Origin of the sequence: Mesorhizobium sp. AR07, assembly GCF_024746815.1 — a bacterium.
In the GTDB taxonomy this organism is placed as follows: Bacteria; Pseudomonadota; Alphaproteobacteria; order Rhizobiales; family Rhizobiaceae; genus Mesorhizobium.
Window position 1 is genome coordinate 393,955 of record NZ_CP080525.1, and the last position, 17,825, is coordinate 411,779.

General features: G+C 63.8%; 16 protein-coding genes and 1 pseudogene. 7 read left to right on the forward strand and 10 right to left on the reverse strand.

Features of this window, described 5'->3' with window-relative positions:
• Position 1: 1 nt before the first annotated feature.
• The 3 genes from BPNPMPFG_RS02045 to BPNPMPFG_RS02055 all read right to left on the reverse strand — a co-directional run bounded on the left by BPNPMPFG_RS02045 (position 2) and on the right by BPNPMPFG_RS02055 (position 3,535).
• Complete coding sequence (locus BPNPMPFG_RS02045; RefSeq protein ID WP_258593022.1) at positions 2 to 913, reverse strand: ABC transporter permease; 912 nt, start codon at positions 911 to 913, stop codon at positions 2 to 4.
• Between the two features lie 209 nt (positions 914 to 1,122).
• Entirely contained in the window at positions 1,123 to 2,412 is a 1,290-nt protein-coding gene (locus BPNPMPFG_RS02050; RefSeq protein ID WP_258593023.1) for an ABC transporter substrate-binding protein, read from the reverse strand.
• A gap of 34 nt (positions 2,413 to 2,446) precedes the next feature.
• The gene (locus BPNPMPFG_RS02055) at positions 2,447 to 3,535 is read right to left on the reverse strand and encodes an ABC transporter ATP-binding protein (RefSeq protein ID WP_258593024.1); all 1,089 of its coding nucleotides are present in this window, start codon (positions 3,533 to 3,535) and stop codon (positions 2,447 to 2,449) included.
• Between the two features lie 263 nt (positions 3,536 to 3,798).
• Here BPNPMPFG_RS02055 and BPNPMPFG_RS02060 point away from each other — a divergent pair, with 263 nt between their 5' ends.
• Positions 3,799 to 4,512 carry a GntR family transcriptional regulator gene (locus tag BPNPMPFG_RS02060; RefSeq protein WP_258593025.1) on the forward strand — a complete coding sequence of 238 codons (714 nt, stop codon included), beginning with the start codon at positions 3,799 to 3,801 and terminating at the stop codon, positions 4,510 to 4,512.
• A gap of 3 nt (positions 4,513 to 4,515) precedes the next feature.
• Here BPNPMPFG_RS02060 and BPNPMPFG_RS02065 read toward each other — a convergent pair whose 3' ends face one another.
• Complete coding sequence (locus tag BPNPMPFG_RS02065; protein WP_258593026.1) at positions 4,516 to 5,745, reverse strand: GNAT family N-acetyltransferase; 1,230 nt, start codon at positions 5,743 to 5,745, stop codon at positions 4,516 to 4,518.
• A 91-nt stretch (positions 5,746 to 5,836) separates the two neighbouring features.
• Here BPNPMPFG_RS02065 and BPNPMPFG_RS02070 point away from each other — a divergent pair, with 91 nt between their 5' ends.
• Positions 5,837 to 6,895: a polysaccharide deacetylase family protein gene (locus BPNPMPFG_RS02070; protein ID WP_258593027.1), complete on the forward strand. Its 1,059-nt coding sequence runs from the start codon at positions 5,837 to 5,839 to the stop codon at positions 6,893 to 6,895.
• Between the two features lie 22 nt (positions 6,896 to 6,917).
• Here the strand turns inward: BPNPMPFG_RS02070 and BPNPMPFG_RS02075 are convergent, their stop codons facing one another.
• Positions 6,918 to 7,133 (reverse strand): DUF2842 domain-containing protein, encoded by a 216-nt coding sequence (locus tag BPNPMPFG_RS02075; RefSeq protein ID WP_258593028.1) that lies wholly within the window; start codon positions 7,131 to 7,133, stop codon positions 6,918 to 6,920.
• Between the two features lie 153 nt (positions 7,134 to 7,286).
• Here BPNPMPFG_RS02075 and BPNPMPFG_RS02080 point away from each other — a divergent pair, with 153 nt between their 5' ends.
• Positions 7,287 to 8,378 carry a COX15/CtaA family protein gene (locus BPNPMPFG_RS02080; protein WP_258593029.1) on the forward strand — a complete coding sequence of 364 codons (1,092 nt, stop codon included), beginning with the start codon at positions 7,287 to 7,289 and terminating at the stop codon, positions 8,376 to 8,378.
• A 6-nt stretch (positions 8,379 to 8,384) separates the two neighbouring features.
• Here BPNPMPFG_RS02080 and BPNPMPFG_RS02085 read toward each other — a convergent pair whose 3' ends face one another.
• The 4 genes and pseudogenes from BPNPMPFG_RS02085 to speB all read right to left on the reverse strand — a co-directional run bounded on the left by BPNPMPFG_RS02085 (position 8,385) and on the right by speB (position 11,596).
• Complete coding sequence (locus tag BPNPMPFG_RS02085) at positions 8,385 to 8,708, reverse strand: hypothetical protein (protein WP_258593030.1); 324 nt, start codon at positions 8,706 to 8,708, stop codon at positions 8,385 to 8,387.
• 82 nt (positions 8,709 to 8,790) lie between these two features.
• Positions 8,791 to 9,635, reverse strand: a pseudogene (locus tag BPNPMPFG_RS02090) (aminoglycoside phosphotransferase family protein).
• Positions 9,632 to 10,558 (reverse strand): N-acetyl-gamma-glutamyl-phosphate reductase, encoded by a 927-nt coding sequence (gene argC, locus BPNPMPFG_RS02095; RefSeq protein ID WP_258593031.1) that lies wholly within the window; start codon positions 10,556 to 10,558, stop codon positions 9,632 to 9,634. The pseudogene BPNPMPFG_RS02090 and the gene argC overlap by 4 nt, the downstream one beginning before the upstream one ends.
• A 30-nt stretch (positions 10,559 to 10,588) precedes the next feature.
• Positions 10,589 to 11,596 carry an agmatinase gene (speB, locus tag BPNPMPFG_RS02100; RefSeq protein WP_258593032.1) on the reverse strand — a complete coding sequence of 336 codons (1,008 nt, stop codon included), beginning with the start codon at positions 11,594 to 11,596 and terminating at the stop codon, positions 10,589 to 10,591.
• A gap of 124 nt (positions 11,597 to 11,720) precedes the next feature.
• On the opposite strand from speB, the gene BPNPMPFG_RS02105 reads away from it, so the two are divergent.
• The 3 genes from BPNPMPFG_RS02105 to BPNPMPFG_RS02115 all read left to right on the forward strand — a co-directional run bounded on the left by BPNPMPFG_RS02105 (position 11,721) and on the right by BPNPMPFG_RS02115 (position 15,614).
• A complete protein-coding gene (locus tag BPNPMPFG_RS02105; RefSeq protein WP_258593033.1) occupies positions 11,721 to 12,929 on the forward strand; it encodes an acyltransferase family protein in 1,209 nt (402 codons plus the stop codon).
• A gap of 151 nt (positions 12,930 to 13,080) precedes the next feature.
• Entirely contained in the window at positions 13,081 to 14,139 is a 1,059-nt protein-coding gene (locus tag BPNPMPFG_RS02110) for a glycerophosphodiester phosphodiesterase family protein (RefSeq protein ID WP_258593034.1), read from the forward strand.
• Between the two features lie 86 nt (positions 14,140 to 14,225).
• Positions 14,226 to 15,614, forward strand: coding sequence for an MFS transporter (locus BPNPMPFG_RS02115; protein ID WP_258593035.1), 1,389 nt, complete (start codon positions 14,226 to 14,228; stop codon positions 15,612 to 15,614).
• A gap of 99 nt (positions 15,615 to 15,713) precedes the next feature.
• On the opposite strand, the gene BPNPMPFG_RS02120 is transcribed toward BPNPMPFG_RS02115, so the two are convergent.
• On the reverse strand, positions 15,714 to 16,592 hold the full coding sequence (locus tag BPNPMPFG_RS02120; RefSeq protein WP_258593036.1) for an aldo/keto reductase family oxidoreductase: 879 nt from the start codon (positions 16,590 to 16,592) through the stop codon (positions 15,714 to 15,716).
• Positions 16,593 to 16,683: 91 nt separating this feature from the next.
• Between BPNPMPFG_RS02120 and BPNPMPFG_RS02125 the strand changes: the two genes are divergently transcribed.
• Positions 16,684 to 17,583 (forward strand): LysR family transcriptional regulator, encoded by a 900-nt coding sequence (locus BPNPMPFG_RS02125; protein WP_258593037.1) that lies wholly within the window; start codon positions 16,684 to 16,686, stop codon positions 17,581 to 17,583.
• Positions 17,584 to 17,825: the final 242 nt, after the last annotated feature.

A 17,825-nucleotide genomic window follows, 5' to 3' on the forward strand; every position in this document is an offset into this window, starting at 1 on the left:
GTCAAAGCTCCTTGCGGATATCAACGATGCGCAGGATGCCGGCGACCATCAAAAGCACCAGCACCAGAAGCACCACCGCATTGGCGGCGGCGGCAGGATATTGCAGTAGCGACATCTGGTTCTTCATCATCAGCGCGACCGATGCGCTTTGCCCGCCCGACATCACCTGCACGGTGGAGAAATCGGCCATGACAAGCGTGACGACGAATATGGTGCCGATCGCCATGCCAGGCTTGGCCAGCGGAATGATGACGTTCCACAGCACTTGCCAGCCCGAAGCGCCGGCATCCCGCGCGGCCTCGACCAGCGATTTGTCGATGCGCATCAGCGTGTTGAAGATCGGCGTCACCATGAACAGCGTGTAGAGATGCACCATGGCCAGCACGACCGCGAATTCCGAATAGAGCAGCCATTCGATGGGCTTGGGCACCAGGCCCAACTGCACCAGCGTCGAGTTGATCAGCCCGTTGCGGCCGAGCACCGGGATCCACGAGATCATGCGGATGATGTTGGAGGTCAGGAACGGCACGGTGCAGACCAGGAACAGCACCATCTGCATGGCCGTGGTGCGGATGTGGAAAGCCAGGAAATAGGCGACCCAGAAGCCGATGAACAAGGTCAGCGCCCAGACGATGGCCGCGAATTTGATGGTGTTGAGATAGGTCTTCCAGGTCACCCAGGAGCCCAGCACATCCGAATAGTTGGTGGTCAGGAAATCCGGATACATGGCGGCGAAGTCGTAATCCCAGAAGGACACGACGACGATCATGATGATGGGCAGCAGCAGGAACGCACCGAGGATGATGGCCAGCGGCGCCGACTGCAGGTAGGGCGTGATGGCACTGAGCGACAGGCGACGGCGCCGGGCGGGCTTGGCGGCGGCGATTGCGGGGCGTTCGAGAGCGACTGTCATCAATGGTCCCGGTGCAGGTTCGCGATGCGGGCGGAGCGGCTTTTCCTTCTCCCCTTGTGTGGGAGAAGGTGGCCGAGCGAAGCTCGGTCGGATGAGGGGTGCTGGACGGATCACCCACGGTGGAGTTTCTTCCGACACCCTCATCCGTCTTGGCGCTGCGCGCCAATCCGCCTTCTCCCACAAGGGGAGAAGGCGGGGCGCTGGCTGCATCAGGCCGCGATGAACTCGTTCCAGCGCTTCACCATATAGCGGTCCTCGTCCATGACCGAGTTCCAGCAGGCGACCTTGCCCATGCGCTCCTCGAAGGAGCCGCCGTCTCGCACCGCACCCGCCTTTTCCATGACGGTGCCGTCGGGCGCCTTGATCTCGCCCTTGGCCGGCTTGCCCTCGATCCAGTAACCCCACTCGTCCTCGGACATGAACTTCTTGGCCGAGACCATATTGGCCGAGTAGTAGCCTTGGCGGTTGAGGTAGCCACCGACCCAGCCCGACGTGTACCAGTTGATGTATTCGTAGGCCGCGTCGAGTTCGGCGCCCTTGAGGTGGGCGGCGAGGCCAAGGCCGCCGCCCCATGAGCGGTAGCCTTCCTTGAGCGGCTGGAAGCGGCAGGGAATGCCCTTGGAGCGCACCGCGGCGACGGCCGGCGACCACATCGACTGGATGACCACTTCGCCCGACGCCATCAAATTGACGCTCTCGTCGAAGGACTTCCAGAAGGCGCGGAACTGGCCGCCCTGCTTGGCCTTGATCAGGAAGTCGATCGTCTTGTCGATCTCGTCCTTGGTCATGTTGCCCTTGTCGGCATATTTGACGTTGCCCATCGCTTCCATGATCATCGCCGCATCCATGATGCCGATGGAGGGGATGTTGAGGATCGCTGTCTTGCCCTTGAAGGCCGGGTCCATGATGTCCGCCCAGCTGTTGATGTCGCGGCCGACGAGGTCGGGGCGGATGCCCAGCGTATCGGCGTTGTAGATTGTCGGCACCATGGTGAACCAGTTGGTCGGCGCCTTGGCGAAGGTCTTTGAATCCTGCGCCTCAACGAAGCCGACCGTGTGCGGCGCCGTGCCCTGGGCAATCACGCTGTCGGGCATCAGCTTGCCGGTTTTGAACAGCGGCACCAGTTCGTCGTAATATTTCAGCTTGCTGACATCCATCGGCTGCAGCACGCCGGTGGGGAACACCTTCTTGCAGATCCAGTATTCGATGTCGGCGATGTCGTAGCTGTCGGGCTGCGTCACGGCGCGCTGGGCGGCGGCGTCGGAATCGGTCGCCGTCATCTCCAGCGTGATGCCGAGGTCGGCCTTGCACTTGTCGGCGATGGCGTTGAGGTTCGACACGCCGGTGCCGAACTGGCGCAGCGTGATGTTGGACTGCGCCCAGATGGTCGGGAAGCCGGTGATGACGCCCGAGCCGGCGGCGAGGCCGACGGCGGCGGCGCCTGTCTTGAGCAATGAGCGGCGCGAAATGCCAGTCTTGTTTTCCATGGTGTTTGTCATGCCTATTCCCCTGTCTTGTTTTGCTTCGTTGAATTCATGAATGAAGGCGCCCGAGGACGATGGCATCCTCGGAATCCCAGGCGAGCGGAACGGCGTCGCCAATGGCGACGGGTCTGGCGAAGAAGTCGGAATCGTCGATGATGACGGTGAAATCATCGATGCCGGCGCCGGTGACCGACAGCTTCACCGTGGCGCCGCGATATTCGATGTTGGAGACGATGCCGGTGAAGCCGAGGCCGGGCGCGGGGGGCTCGCCGATGCGCACATGGTCGGTGCGGATGGCGATGTCGATCGGCGCTCCCGGCTTCTGGTCTTGCCCGCAGGCAGCAAGCGAGGCGCCGCCATTGACGTCGAAGACGACCATGCCGTCACGTTCTCCGGTGACGCGGCCCGAGATGACATTGTGGTCGCCCATGAAGCGCGCCACGAACGCCGTGGCCGGCCGCTCGAACACGTCGCGCGGGGGTGCCGCCTGTTCGATGCGGCCGTCATTCATCACCACGATCAGGTCCGCCAAGGCCATGGCCTCCTCCTGGCTGTGGGTGACGTGGACGAAGGTTATGCCGAGCGAGGTCTGCAGCTTCTTCAACTCGGCGCGCATGCGTATCTTCAGGAACGGGTCGAGCGCCGATAGCGGCTCGTCGAGCAGCAGCGCCTCCGGATCGGTGATGAGCGCCCGCGCCAGTGCCACGCGCTGCTGCTGGCCGCCGGAAAGCTGCGCGGGGCGGCGTGTGGCGTAAGCCTCCATCTGCATCAGCTTGAGCATGTCGAACGCCTTGGCGCGGCGCTGTTCCTTGTCGACGCCCTTCATCTTCAGGCTGAAGGCGACATTGTCGATGAGGTCGAGATGCGGGAACAGCGCGTAGGACTGGAACATCATCGCCGTACCGCGCTTGGCCGGCGGCAGGTCGGTGACGACGGTGTTGCCGAGGCGGACATCGCCCGACGAAATGCTTTCGTGGCCGGCGATCATGCGCAGAGTGGAGGTCTTGCCGCAGCCGGAGGGGCCGAGCAGGCAGCAATAGGTGCCGGCCGGTATCTTCAGGCTGATGTCCTCGACGGCGGTCGTCGTTCCATAGACTTTCGAAACGGACACGATGTCGATCTCGGCGGCTTTGGACATTCAGGCTTCCCCGTTGGGTCGCATTAACCAATGCATCATGCGTGCCAATCCGCGGACGATCGGCCAAGCGTTTGAATTGTCTGAAAAATCAGGATTCTTGGGTGCCGCCTATCTGAAAGGCTTCCTTGTGCATTGCACAAATTATGGGCGATTGTGCGCGATATGCACAAGAATCGTATGCAATCTTTTTCGGCTTCGTGTTCACTTTGCCTCTCGTGCGGAGGCGACGAGTCGCGTTAGAAGGGGGCGGGAACATCATCGCCATGAACATTGCCGATCAGATCTATTCCGCCGCCGACAGCGCCAACCAGGATCGCGCCCAGGCGATCCGCGACAATCTGCGCGACGCCATCGTCGATCGCCGGCTGGCGCCGGGCACCAAGCTGTCGGAAGGCGAGGTCGGCACGCTCTTCGACGTTTCGCGCACCGTGGCGCGGGCAGCGTTGCAGATGTTGTCCTTCGAAGGGCTGGTGCGCACCGAGCGCAACCGCGGCGCCTTCGTCGCCAACCCTTCGCCCGAGGAAGCGCGCCAGGTGTTTGCTTCGCGCCGTTTGATCGAGCCGGGTATCGCCATTGCCGCTTGCGGGCGCGTCACCGCTGCCGACATCGCCGCGTTCCGGGCCCAGCTCGACGAGGAAGGCCGCTTCATCGCCGCGCGCGGCCCGACGGCGCGGCGTTCCGAAATCAAGGCGTCCGGCGATTTCCATTTGCTGCTCGCCTCCGTGGCCGGCAATGCCATCCTGCAGCGTTTCATGGAGGAACTGGTGGCGCGCTCGTCGCTGGTCATCGCCCTTTACGGGCGGTCTGGCGTATCAGCCTGCGGGCATAGCGAGCACACGGAAATTGTCGGCGCACTGGAGAACGGCGATTGCGGGCTGGCGAGCCGGCTGATGCTGCACCACATCGACCATATCGAGGCCGATCTCGATCTGCGTGTCAGAGCCGGCCCGGCGCTCCGGGAAGCCCTCAACTTCTGAAAGCTAGCTCTCATCCTCGCCTGCGGCGGGCGCTGCCTGTCCTGCCGCCCTGCGGCGCAGCATCTTGGTCAGCTTCCAGATCGTCGGGCTGTTCTTGACAAAGGCCTTCAGCCTTGCGCCTTGCCTAAGTGTCAGCGCCAGCACGCGACCCCTGGGGGTCAAGGGGACCAAAACCTCGAAGTGCTGGGTCTCGATATCGCACCATTGCCGCTTGTAAGGCTCGTCGCCGACAGAGAAGTCATAGACAGCGAAACCGGTCTCGCAGGCTTGCTGGATGTTGTCGAAGAACAGGAAGTCGCCCGGGCTGGTGTGGCCAAGATCGTCCTCGGCGATCGCTCCGAACTCGCAGATCAGGCGTTTGCCCGAGCGGCTTGACCCGGTGACGGCACGGAGCTTGCCGGCAACCTCTAACCCGTGCAGCACGAAGGCGGGCCTGTCTTCGGCTAGCGCTTGCAGGAACAGCGCGCGGAAGAAGGTGCGTACCTGCTGGTCGCCGAAGACGTTGGCGATGCCCATCTTGCGGAAGCGCAATTCCTTCATCTCGAAAAAGGCATCGAGCTGCCTGTTCACCTCGTCGGGGGTAGCGGCCTCGATGCGGCGATGACTGCCGACGGCCTCGAACTTGCGCATTTGCGAGCGGTGCTTCTTGCGTTTGCGCTTGCCGCTGGCGCGCAACAGCAGCGCATCGAAGCCACCGGCGAGGTCGACGGCCAGCGACAGATTGGGGCTGGCAAAATGGTCAAGCAAGGCGAGTGGATTGGCGACACCGTCGAGATCGGGCAGCAACCGCTCGAGCGCGATGAGGTCGATGTCCGGCCGTGTCCTGGCGATGGCCGCCAGCATCGATCGGATGGCCGCGACATCCGCCCTGGCCAGCCATTGCGGATCGGCGGCGACGAAGTTGCCATTGGCATGGCGGTCGCCCATGAAGCGAGCGACGCGGAACGGACCTCTCGCGGTGACCTCCAGGGCCAGCGCGAAAACCGGCCTGCCTTCGGCGCTCAGCGTTGCAACGAGGAGGTTCGGTCCGGTCTGCTCTGCCCAGGTCAGGATCCAGCCGGCACTCTGTGCCGGTGCAAACAGGGCCGAACGGCAGAACCTGGCATAGGCCGCGAGCCCTTCGCCCGACACCACAGAAATCGATAGGTTGGCCTGATCCCCTGGCAAGGCACGCGGCGACGCCTCGGTCGCAGCGAGCCGATTGCCGTCAAATGACGCGGTTGCGTCAACCATACCTCAATCCTTACGGCGTATTGATGGCGATTTGGGGAGCCGCATAGGCGCATTCCGTGCTTGGATCAGCCTAGGCGCAAAAGGTGAATGAATGATCGACGGGGGCGAGGCAATCCGGAAACTGGCGCTCAACGTCGCCCGCTATTCCGGTCTTGCACCGCTGGCCAAGCCGTTCATCGGCGGCATTGGCGCCATATTGATGCTGCACCGCGTTACCGCGACACCCGCAAAGCCTGACAGCGTCAACCGGCATCTCAACATCGCGCCCGGCTTCCTCGATGCCGTGATCGCCGACATGAAGGCGAGCGGCTATGCCTTCGTCTCGATGGACGAAGCGGTCGAGCGCATCAAGGCAGGCGGCAAGGGAGGCGAGTTCGCCACCATCACCGCCGACGACGCCTATCGCGACAACATGACCGAGGCCTTGCCGGTGCTGGAGAAACACGGCGCGCCGATCACCATCTATGTCGCGCCCGGGCTGATCAGCGGCACCGCCGATCTGTGGTGGGACGTGGTCGAGGAGATCGTCGACGCGTGCGATAGCCTCACTCTGGCGAAGCCGAATGGCTCGCTGACGATCGATTGCTCGACCACCGCGAAGAAGGTGCAGGCCAACATACGCCTGCACGTCTATCTTACCTCCGAAGTCCGCGAGGAGGACCTGCAAACCGTGCTGCGTGACCTTGCTCGCGCAAGCGGCGTTGACACCAACGGCCCGCGCCTGCGGACACTGATGAGCTGGGACGAAATCCGCAGCATCGCCGCGCACCCGCTGGTGACGATCGGCGCCCACACGATCAACCACAGCAATCTGAAGCGGCTTTCCGAGGTCGATGCGCGGCACGAGGTCGGCGCCGTGCGTGGCCTGTTGCAGGCTGAACTTGGCCAGGAGCCGCGCCATTTCGCCTATCCCTACGGCTATGCAAGCGCGGTAGGCTGCCGCGAAGTGGGCTTTGTCCGAGACGCCGGCTACACCTCCGCCGTGACCACGCGCCACGGTTTGCTGCGCGCCGAACATGCCGGCTTCCTGCATGCCTTGCCGCGCATCTCAGTCAACGGCCGCTACCAGAGCGTCGCTCACATCCGCACCATGCTGTCGGGCGTGACGACGCCGCTCGCCAACGCCGGCAAGATGGTGGTCACCATCTGACGGCAGCCGGCCGGGTTCCTGTTCAGCGCTTCGCCTTCGGCTCCAGCATCAGCCATTTGATGATGCCCATCGCCGGCAGCACCCAGAGCAGGCCGCTGAACAGAAAGAAGCTGAATTGCACGAGGGGGCCGGACTCCGAGAGACGAGCGACGGCGAAAATCGACGCGATCAGGGCGTAGATGATGACCAGCGCCACCAGCAGAAACATTCCGATCAGCTTTTTCAGACGAATGGGCATGTCGCGGTCTCGTCGATCGCTATCGCTTAGGCCGAACGGGAGACGCGTGCAACCAGTGAGACGCGGCGCGACGGCGTGCCGCGCCGCCTGGCCTTGCCAGCACGGGTGCGATGGTCCACCAATCCGCGAAACCAACCTGCCGGGACCAAGACCATGGCTGCCATATCAGTCGCCGCGCCATACGTTGCCCGCGACCGCGACCTGCACAACCGGGCGCTGTTGCGCGGCTGGCTCTATGTCGTGCTGCTGGTGCTGTTTGCGCTGGTGCTGGTCGGTGGCGCCACCAGGCTCACCGATTCCGGCCTGTCGATCACACAGTGGAAGCCGATCCACGGCGTGATCCCGCCGCTCAACGAAGCCGAGTGGCAAGAGGAATTCCAGCTCTATCAGCAGATTCCGCAATATGCCGAGCTCAACAAGGGCATGAGCATCGAGGCGTTCAAGTCGATCTTCTGGTGGGAATGGGCGCACCGCATCCTGGCGCGCAGCGTCGGCCTGGTCTTTGCCCTGCCGCTGCTGTTCTTCTGGGCGACGCGCCGCATCGAACGCGGCCTGGAACCGAAATTGGTGGGCATCCTTTTGCTTGGCGGCCTGCAGGGCGCCATCGGCTGGTGGATGGTAGCCTCGGGCCTGGTCGACCGCGTCTCGGTCAGCCAGTATCGGCTGGCGACGCATCTGACGCTGGCGGCGCTGATCTTCACCGCGACCATGGTCGTGGCGCGTGGGTTGGCGCCGCATTCCGAACCCGCCGCCGATCGTTCGACGCAGAGGCTGGCCGGGTTCATCGTGCTTTTGGCTTTGATCCAGATCTATCTCGGCGGGCTGGTCGCAGGGCTCGACGCCGGCCTGAGCTACAACACCTGGCCGCTGATGGACGGCAAGATCATCCCGGGTGATCTGCTGATCCTCGAGCCGGCGTGGCGCAATTTCTTCGAAAGCCCGAAGACGGTGCAGTTCGTCCATCGGCTCGGCGCCTACACGGTGTTCATAGTGGCCCTGTGGCACATGATCGCGACGCGTCGGCGGCTGCCGGGCTCAACCCATGCTCGTCGCGCTATGCTGCTGTTCCTGCTGGTGCTGGTGCAGGCCTCGATCGGCATCGGAACGCTGCTGATGCATGTGCCGCTGCACATGGCGCTGACCCACCAGGGGTTTGCGCTGGTCGTACTGGGCTTTGCCGTTGCGCATTGGCGCGGCACCAAGGGTGCCTATCCGTTGCCGCATGAGATAGCGGTCAGGAGCTGAGTCCCGTTACATCCAGAAGGCGTTGGACTGCGTGGTGTTCGCGCCGTCGAATTCCGCCTGACGCAGCGCAGCAGCGGATGGTGCGGACTGCGCTTGCGCCTGATTGCCTTTGGCTACGTTGTCAGCGGCCTTGAGCGCATCGAGCCTCGCCTGCAATGCGGCCATGTCTTGCCGCAATTTGGCGGCCTGGACCTGATCCGAGATTGCCTTGGCTTGGTCTTCCATCTCCTGGATCTGTTTTTCGAGCGCCGCCTCCTGGGCTGCATTGCTCGACGAACTGGATGAGGAATACTGGCTTGCCTGGGAGGAGCTCGAAATCGCGCTGACCATGACAAATCCCCAGTGGAGCCAAGCCATATCAGTAGGCGATTATGGTTAACGAGACGTTAACGGCGCCGATTTGGCAGCGAGATCAGAAGCTTGCCCGCACGGCCTGGATCGCCACGGCAATCGCCAGTTCGCGGTTCTCCTCGACCGCGTTGCCGTCCTCGTGATGTCAGGATGCCGACAGGCAACCATAGGCGATGGCGTGGTCAAGAATGGCGGGCGGCGCCTGGCCCAGCGTCTTGGCAAAGATCTCGGCCATATGGGCTATGCGCTCCGGATTGAGGCAAAGCTCGTCCGGTCGAGTGGGTTGTAGAACATGTTCGCGGCGTCGAAGCCGGGATCGCCGAGCACGCCCTTCGGGTCGATCGCCAGCCAGCCGCGCGATCCGTGTAGGATGTTTTCGTGGTGCAGGTCACCATGCAGAGGCCTGATATCGTGCGGATTGGCCAGCAACCGATCGGCGATGGTAGCAGCCTCGACGTAGAGGCTGTCATGGCCGGTGTCGCGGTCGGTTTCGGCTTTCCTGAACAGGAGGCTTGAAAACCGCTCCCTGAGCGGCTGAAGCTCGGGCGGGAAGGGGTCTTTCCCAGGCGAAAACAGTTTCGCCATCACATCCGCCGCGATTGCGGTCGCGGCGTTGTCGCCTTGTCCGTCGAGAACCTCGGAAAGTGGCGTTTCTCCGGCATATTCGAGCAACATGCTGTAGCCGTCGCGGCCAAGCAGGCGGACCGCCCCTTCGCCGTGCCGCCAGGCGAGAAAATATTCGCCACGCAATTCGTCGGCGACATCGTCGAAAGGCTTGAGTGCCTTGACGATTGCCGGCGAGCCATCCTCGCGCCGCACCTTCCAGATGCGGCTCGAAAAGGTCTCTGCGATGAGTTCGGGCGCGCTGACCTTCCAGCGTCTCGGAAAGACAGGCGCGTCCATCAGAGTCCGAGCATCAGGTCCATGTTCTGGACGGCGGCACCCGAGGCACCCTTGCCGAGATTGTCGTAGACCGCCAGCAGCAGGGCTTGCGCCCGCTCGTCATTGGCAAAGACGTAGACCTTCATCCGGTTGGTGCCGTTGTAGATCTCCGGATCGATCTCCGGCATGCGCTCGAGATGCGCATAGGGCGCAACTTCGACCACACCGCCCTTGATGGCGGCGAAATGGTCGGCGATCGCCGCGTGAAGTTCCAAACCCGTCGGCACATAGTCGAGGCCGCCGAGCTGCAGCGGCACCACCGTGATCATGCCTTGCGCGAAATTGCCGACCGCCGGCTGCATGATCGGGTCATGCGAAAGCCTGGCATAGGCCCTCAGTTCCGGCACGTGCTTGTGCTGCAAGGTGAGGCCATAGGGCAGGAACTCCGGGGCGTCCTCACCCTTGGCGACATAGTCCTCGATCATCGGCCGTCCGCCGCCCGAATAGCCCGAAATGCCGTTGACGGTGACCGGGAAATCCGCCGGCAGCAGGCCTGCGGTGACCAGCGGCCGCAGCGTTGCGATCGGTCCCTGCGGCCAGCAGCCGGGGTTGGCGACGCGTTTCGCCGCGGCGATCGTCTTTGCCTGCTCCTTGTCCATCTCCGCGAAGCCGTATGCCCAGCCTTCGGCGACGCGGTGCGCGGTCGAGGCATCGATGACCTTGGTGGTGTCATTGGCGATCAGCGAGACGCTTTCCTTGGCAGCATCGTCGGGCAGGCACAGGATCGCGACATCGGCGGCATTCAGGAACTCGGCGCGCGCCGCCACTTCCTTGCGGCGCTCGGCGGGAACAGAAATGATCTCCAGGTCGCCGCGCTCGGCAAGCAGCGCCCGGATCTGCAGGCCGGTGGTGCCGTGCTCGCCGTCGATGAAGATTTTCGGTTTCATTGCCTGATCAAATTCCCTGATATTTCAAAACTATATGCCGTGACCATGATTCACAGCGGCACCATTGTGGTTGCCGTTGTTCAGCTCTGCCAGCCGGGCCTTCCGCTCCGCCAGCAGGCCGAGATACTGCATGGCCACCATCGAACCGGCGATCGCCGTTATATCGGCGTGATCATAGGCCGGCGCAACCTCTACGACATCGGCGCCGACAATGTCGATCTGGTTGAGCTGGCGCAGCGTCGACAGGATTTTAGCCGAGGACGGCCCGCCGGCAACCGGCGTGCCGGTGCCCGGCGCAAAGGCCGGATCGAGGCAGTCGATGTCGAAGGTGACATAGGTCTTCTTGCCGCCGGTGCGGTCGACGATGGCGTAGGCGATGTCGGACGCACGCATCTCCTCGATTTCGTGGCCGTAGAGGATCTTGATGCCGAACGTCTCGGGCGCATGGGTGCGAATGCCGATCTGGATCGAACGGTCGGGGTCGATGATGCCTTCATTGACGGCGCGGCCGACGAAGGAGCCGTGATCGATGCGCTTGCCGTCGTCCGGCCAGGTGTCCTGGTGGGCATCGAACTGTACCAGGGCCAGCGGGCCGTGGATGGCGGCATGCGCCTTGAGCAGCGGCCAGGTGACGAAATGATCGCCGCCGAGCGACAAAAGAAAGGCGCCGGATTTCAGGATCTTCGTCGCTTCCCGCTCGATCGTGCCGGGCGTCTTCTGGTGGTTGCCCGAGTCGAGCAGGCAATCGCCATAGTCGACGACCGCGAGATGCTCGAACAGATCGAGTGAAAACGGGTATTGCGGGTCATTGTCGAGGATCGCCGAGGCGCGGCGGATCGCCTGCGGCCCGAAGCGGGCGCCGGGTCGGTTGGTGACGGCTGCGTCGAAGGGAATACCCCACACCACCGCGTCCGCGCCCTTCACGTCCTTCGTGTATTTGCGCCGCATGAACGACAGCGCGCCGGCATAGGTCGGTTCGAGGGCCGCGCCCGTTTTGGAGCGGGCGGTGAAGGCATGGTCGATGTTGTTGGTCGCCATTACGGATCCTCGTTTTTCATCGGGGTGCAACAACTACAGAACCGGCACGGAAGATGCCAGTCACAGCTTGGCGAGACGAAATGGCGCCCCTGGAGTGCCATGACAAAACAGGATTTGTATCACCATGACGCAGACGGCGTTTCTCAATCCTCCCCGCGCCGTGGTGTCGACCCACAGCGGCACGATCGCCGGCGAACGCTTCCTGGTTCTCGATTCGTGGCGCGGAATCTGCGCCTTGCTGGTGGCGCTGTTTCACTTTCCGACCGGTTCGACGATTTCGCAGAGCGCCTTCATCGGTTCGTCCTATCTTTTCGTCGACTTCTTCTTCGTCCTTTCCGGTTTCGTCATCGCCAGCAGCTACGGCAACCGGCTGAGCCAGCCGGAAGAGGTGGCTCGCTTCGCCCTGGTCCGGTTCGGCCGCATCTACCCGCTGCATCTGCTCATGCTTGCCGCCTTTGCCGGTTTCGAGTTGCTGCGCCTGGTGCTGCCGCAACTGCATGGCACCGGGGCTGCTCCCTTCACCGGCGGTTTCGACCTCAAGAGCCTGCTTGCCAATCTGCTGCTGCTGCAGGGTGTCGGCTTCGAGGATCAACTGACCTGGAATGCGCCAAGCTGGAGCATTTCGGCCGAGTTCTTCGCCTATCTGCTGTTTGCGGGCGTGGTCTTCGTCGCCGGCGCGCGCGCCTGGGTATGGTTCGTCGCAGCCGCCGTCACCGCGCCGCTGTTCCTGCTCGGCTTGTCGACCCATCATATGGATGTGTCCTTCGATTTCGGCTTCATCCGCTGTCTGTATGGCTTCTCGCTCGGCGCCCTGCTTGCCTGGTTTCAGCATGATTCCATTGCAGGGGCGCGACAGGCGCTGGCCAAGGGCGGCCCGCGCCTGGCCTGGACCCTTGCCGAGATCGTCATGGTCGCCGTCATCGTGCTTTTTGTCTCGCTGGCGGGCGACAATGATTTCGGCATCGCGGCACCCCTGGTTTTCGCGCTGGCGCTGTTTCTCTTCGCCCATGAAGGCGGCTGGATCAGCGCAGTGCTGAAAACGCCGTTCATGCTGACGCTCGGCGCGCTGTCCTATTCGATCTACATGGTCCACATCTTCGTCCAGGCGCGCATGATCAACGTCGCCGGGCTCGTCGAGCGCAAGCTCGGCCTCGGCGTTGTCGGCGACTTCATGCTGCGCGGCCAGCCAGCGACGGGCTTCGGCGGCGGCTTGACAGGGACCGTTGCGATCGTCGTCATGCTCGCCGCCACCATCACCGTGTCCTGGATCACCTGGCGCTTCGTCGAAATGCCTGCGATGGCGTGGTTCCGCCGGCTTTCGAAACGCATCTGACGCGCACCGATCTCAAGCATGATTCCGAAGAGTGGAAGCCGGTTTTCGGAAAAGATCATGCTCAAACAAGACATCCGCTAGCCGGCTTCGTTCACCGGCCTGTCACGGGCATCGCCTATCCGGGTCTCGATCCGGCAAGGAGCGATTCTCGATGCGGACCATCTGGCTGGGCCTTCTGCTTTCCGCGGCACTTGCGGCCACCTCCGGCCAGGCCTTGCCCAGCGAAATCCGCGCCAGGCAGATTCTCGACCGTTTTGAGCATGCCAACCAATGGCGCGACCACGTCATGGTCGCCGCGCATCGCGCCGGCAGCATGCAGGCCGGCAAGACGCTCTATGCGGAAAATTCGATCGCGGCCGTGGAAGGCTCGATCGCCATGGGCGCCGAAATCGTCGAGGTCGACATCAGGCGCTCGAAGGACGGCGAATTCGTCGTCATGCACGACAGCTGGCTCGACCGCACCACGACCTGCAAGGGCGAGGTGGTCAAGCGCACGCTGGCGGAGCTCAAGACCTGCCGATTGGTGGTTGAGGGTACCGGCTTCATCACCAATGAGACAGTTTCGACGCTGCGCGAGATGCTGCTGGCGACCAGGGACAGGATCCTCATCAACCTCGACAACAAGCTCGATGTCGGCGACCTCTCGGGCATGATCGCGGTGGCGCGCGACCTCGGCATGGCCGAACAGGTCATCGTCAAGGAAAACCTGTGGAACTCCACCCGGATTGCGACGGTGAAGGCCGCCATGGATGCGATCGGCGGCGGCTTCCAGTTCATGCCGATCATTGCCGATGACGCGGTGCATGACGCCGGTTTCACTGAACCGGTCGACCACGCCTTTTCGCCGCGCGCGATCGAGCTGATCAACTGGCGGGCGGGCGCCGAGACGCTGACCGAGACCGGCGGACCGCTGTTCAGCACCCGCATGCGCGCTGCCGCGGTGCGGGGCGACTGGCACGTCTGGGCCGACACCTACGCCATCGTCAACAAGCCGGGCGGCTTCCTGGCCGGCGGCCGCGGCGACGAGCTGGCGGTGCAGGCCAGCCTGCCGCGCGAAGCCTGGGGTTTCTGGGCCGATCGCGGCGCCACCATCATCCAGACCGACGAACCGAAAGCGGCAATCGACTGGCTGGCGGCGAACGGCTACCGCGTGCCTTACGCCGAGCCGAGCGAGCGCATGGAACCCGCCGCGACCGCCAGCATCAATTGATTTGCTGCCTCTGAAGTCTCGGCACATTGTCGCGGGCCGGCGTCTCCTGACGGAACGGTGTCAGTACGAGACCGTTACCCCTGGGCATGTCCAACACCCTGGTTTTCAACCGCTCCGCCAACGTCGCCTATGCCGCCACCGTCGCCGCGACCAGTCTCGGTTTCGTGGTGGTGCAGCTTGACGTTTCGATCGTCAACGTCGCTCTCAACAAGATTGGCTCGGCACTGTCGATGGGCATAGGCGGCCTGCAATGGGTCGTGGATGCCTATACGCTCGCCTTTGCCTCGCTGCTGCTGGCCGGCGGCGCGCTCGGCGACAGGATCGGTGCCCGCCGCGTTTTCGTCGGCGGCATGGCGTTGTTCAGCATCGCCTCGCTGGTCTGCGGCCTGGCACAGGGTGCCTGGGTGCTGATTGCGGCACGCGCCGTGCAAGGCGCGGGTGCCGCTTTGTTGATGCCGTGCTCGCTGGCGCTCCTCAATCGCGCCTACGCCTCCGACAAGGCACGTCGGGCGCGCGCGGTCGGCCTGTGGACAGCGGCCGGCGGCATCGCGCTGTCGGCCGGGCCGGTGCTCGGCGGCTTCATGGTCACGTCGCTCGGCTGGGCGAGCATCTTCCTGGTCAATCTGCCGATCGGCGCCCTCGCCATCTGGATGGCTTGCCGATTTCTTCAGGAGACGCCGCCCAAGGCAGAGAAGCCGCCGATCGACTGGGCCGGGCAGGGGCTTATCGTGCTGACGCTGTTCGCGCTGACTGGCGCCTTTATCGAAGCCGGTTCGTCCGGCTGGATTTCCGTTCCGGTCATCGGCGGACTGGCGCTGGCAATGGTCACCGGTGCCATCTTTCTGCTGGTTGAGAGCAGGACGCAGGCGCCGATGTTTCCCCTCGATCTGTTTGCCCGCCGCGTGCCGGCGGTGACCAGCCTCGTCGGGCTTGCGGTAAATCTGACGCTTTATGGCACGATCTTCATGCTCAGTCTCTATTTCCAGCAGGAACGGCATTTTTCGCCCGAGATGACGGGGCTGGCGTTTCTGCCCTTCATGGCGGCGGTCACCGTGTCGAACGTCGTTGCCGGACGCATCGCCGCAAGATATGGCGCACGATTGCCGATGGCGATCGGTCTGCTTCTCGGTGCGGCCGGCTTCGGGCTGATGGCGCTGATCCAGGCCGACACGTCCTATCCGTCGCTGCTGTGGCGCCTGCTGTTCCTGCCGGTCGGCATTGGCCTTGCCGTTCCTGCCATGACAACTGCGCTGCTATCTGCTGTGCCGACGGAAATGTCGGGGACCGCGTCTGGCGTGCTCAACACCGTGCGCCAATCGGGTGGCGCCATCGGCGTGGCGTTGTTCGGGTCGGCGCTGGCGCTGGGCACCATTGAGGGCATGCGGCTGGCATTCCTGGTCTCGGCGCTTGCGGTGGCTGGTTCGGCGCTCTGCGCATTCCTGTTCATCCGGGATGCGGGTCATTCCGCCGGATGAGAATGCTCAATGCAAAAGGCCGCACGCAGGCGGCCTGTTGCAGACGTTGGTCGGACACTGCTATCGCAGGGTGTCTGGTACACCCGGGGTGCCGCTTAGTCAGGCCGCGGCGACGCTCGCCACTCCGTCCAACTCCTTGAGCACTTCGTCCGAAAGCGCAAGTTCGGCCGCTGCGAGGTTCTCGCGCAAATGCCCGACCGACGATGTGCCGGGGATCAGCAGGATGTTGGGCGCGCGACGCAGCAGCCAGGCGAGAGCGACCTGCATCGGTGTGGCACCGAGGCGCGCGGCGACGTCCGACAAGGTGGACGATTGCAGCGGGCTGAAGCCGCCAAGCGGGAAGAACGGCACATAGGCAATGCCGTCGCGGGCGAGGTTGTCGATCAGGGCGTCGTCATCGCGATGCGCCAGATTGTACTGGTTCTGCACGCAGACGATCTCGGCAATCCGGCGTCCGTCCGCGATCTGCTTTGCAGTCACGTTGCTCAGCCCGATATGCCTGACCAGGCCCTGCCGCTGCAGCTCGGCCAGCACGGTGAGCGGCGCTTCGATCGACCCTTCGGCGGGGCCATGGGTGTCGAACATGATCCGCAAATTGACGACGTCCAGCACCTCGAGCCCGAGATTGCGCAGATTGTCGTGCACCGCCTGGGTCAGCGCTTCCGGAGAAAAGGCCGGCAGCCATGACCCATCAGCGCCGCGCCGGGCGCCGATCTTGGTGACGATGACGAGATCTTGGGGGTAGGGCGCCAGCGCCTCGCGGATCAGCTGGTTGGTGACGTGCGGGCCGTAGAAATCGCTGGTGTCGATATGGTCGACCCCGCTTGCAACGGCCTCACGCAGCACGGCCAGTGCCGCGTCATGGTCCTTGGGCGGGCCGAACACGCCGGGGCCGGCAAGCTGCATGGCACCGTAGCCGAGCCGCTTCACGGTATGGCTGCCGAGGGTGAAGGTGCCGGCCTGTTTGATGTTGGACATGATTGATCTCCTTTAAGGAGGTGAAGATAAACGCTGCCCAATCTCGTGATAATCAGGTACAATCCACACAGGCTGTGCGGAATGACGAACAATGATGGACCTTGGCGATCTGAACGCCTTCGTGGCCGTGGCGCGCGCCGGCGGCTTTCGCGATGGCGCGCGTGCCAGCGGCGGCAGCGCCTCGGGCTTGAGCGAGGCGGTGCGTCGCCTGGAGGCGCAACTCGGTGTCAGGCTGTTCAACCGCACGACGCGCAGCGTTGTCCCGACCGAGGCGGGCCTCAGCCTGCTGGAGCGGCTTGGCCCGGCGCTGTCGGAGGTGGAGGCGGCCCTCGACGTGGTGAATGGCTTTCGCGACAGGCCGGCGGGCTCGTTGCGTCTCAATGTGCCGGTCAGCGCCGCGCGGCTGATATTGCCCGACATCGTTCCGGGTTTCCTCGCTGCTTATCCCGGCATTCGGTTGGAGGTGATCGCCGATGAGAATTTTGTCGACGTGCTGGCGGCCGGCTGCGACGCCGGCATCCGGTATGACGAGCGGCTGGAACAGGACATGATCGCGGTGCCGATCGGACCGCGCGTGCAGCGCTTCGCCACAGCCGCCAGCCCTGCCTATCTCGATCGCCATGGGCGGCCGCAACATCCGAGCGACCTGCTTGGCCATTCTTGCGTGCGTGGCCGCTTTGCCAGCGGTGCGTTGGTTCCATGGGAGTTCGAACGTGACGGCGAGGTGGTGCGCATCGATCCGACGGGGCCACTGATCGTGCGGATCGGCGGGGCGACCGATCTTGCCGTCGATGCGGCCGTCGCCGGCACCGGCATCATCGGCCTCTTCGAGGGGTGGCTTCGCCCATACTTTGAGAGCGGCGCGCTTGAGCCCATTCTCGAACCGTGGTGGCAGAGCTTTTCCGGACCGTTCCTCTACTACCCTGGCCGGCGCCTGGTGCCGGCGCCGCTGCGGGCGTTTATCGATTATATCAAGGCCGGCAAGTCCTGAGGCCTGCCGGCAGGCATGAACAGCGCCGGCGCCATCACCCCACCCGGTGCTACGCGCCTACCTCCCCATCGACGTAGGGCAATCGCATATGGATTCTTGCGAAGAAGGACCCCCACCCTAACCCTCCCCACAAGGGGGAGGGAATGCTGCCGCGCGCTTCCCCTTTGGCGTAAAACGTCGGCAATTTGCCGAGATCAGCGCCTACGAATCTCCCTCCCCCTTGTGGGCCCTTGACGGGGAGG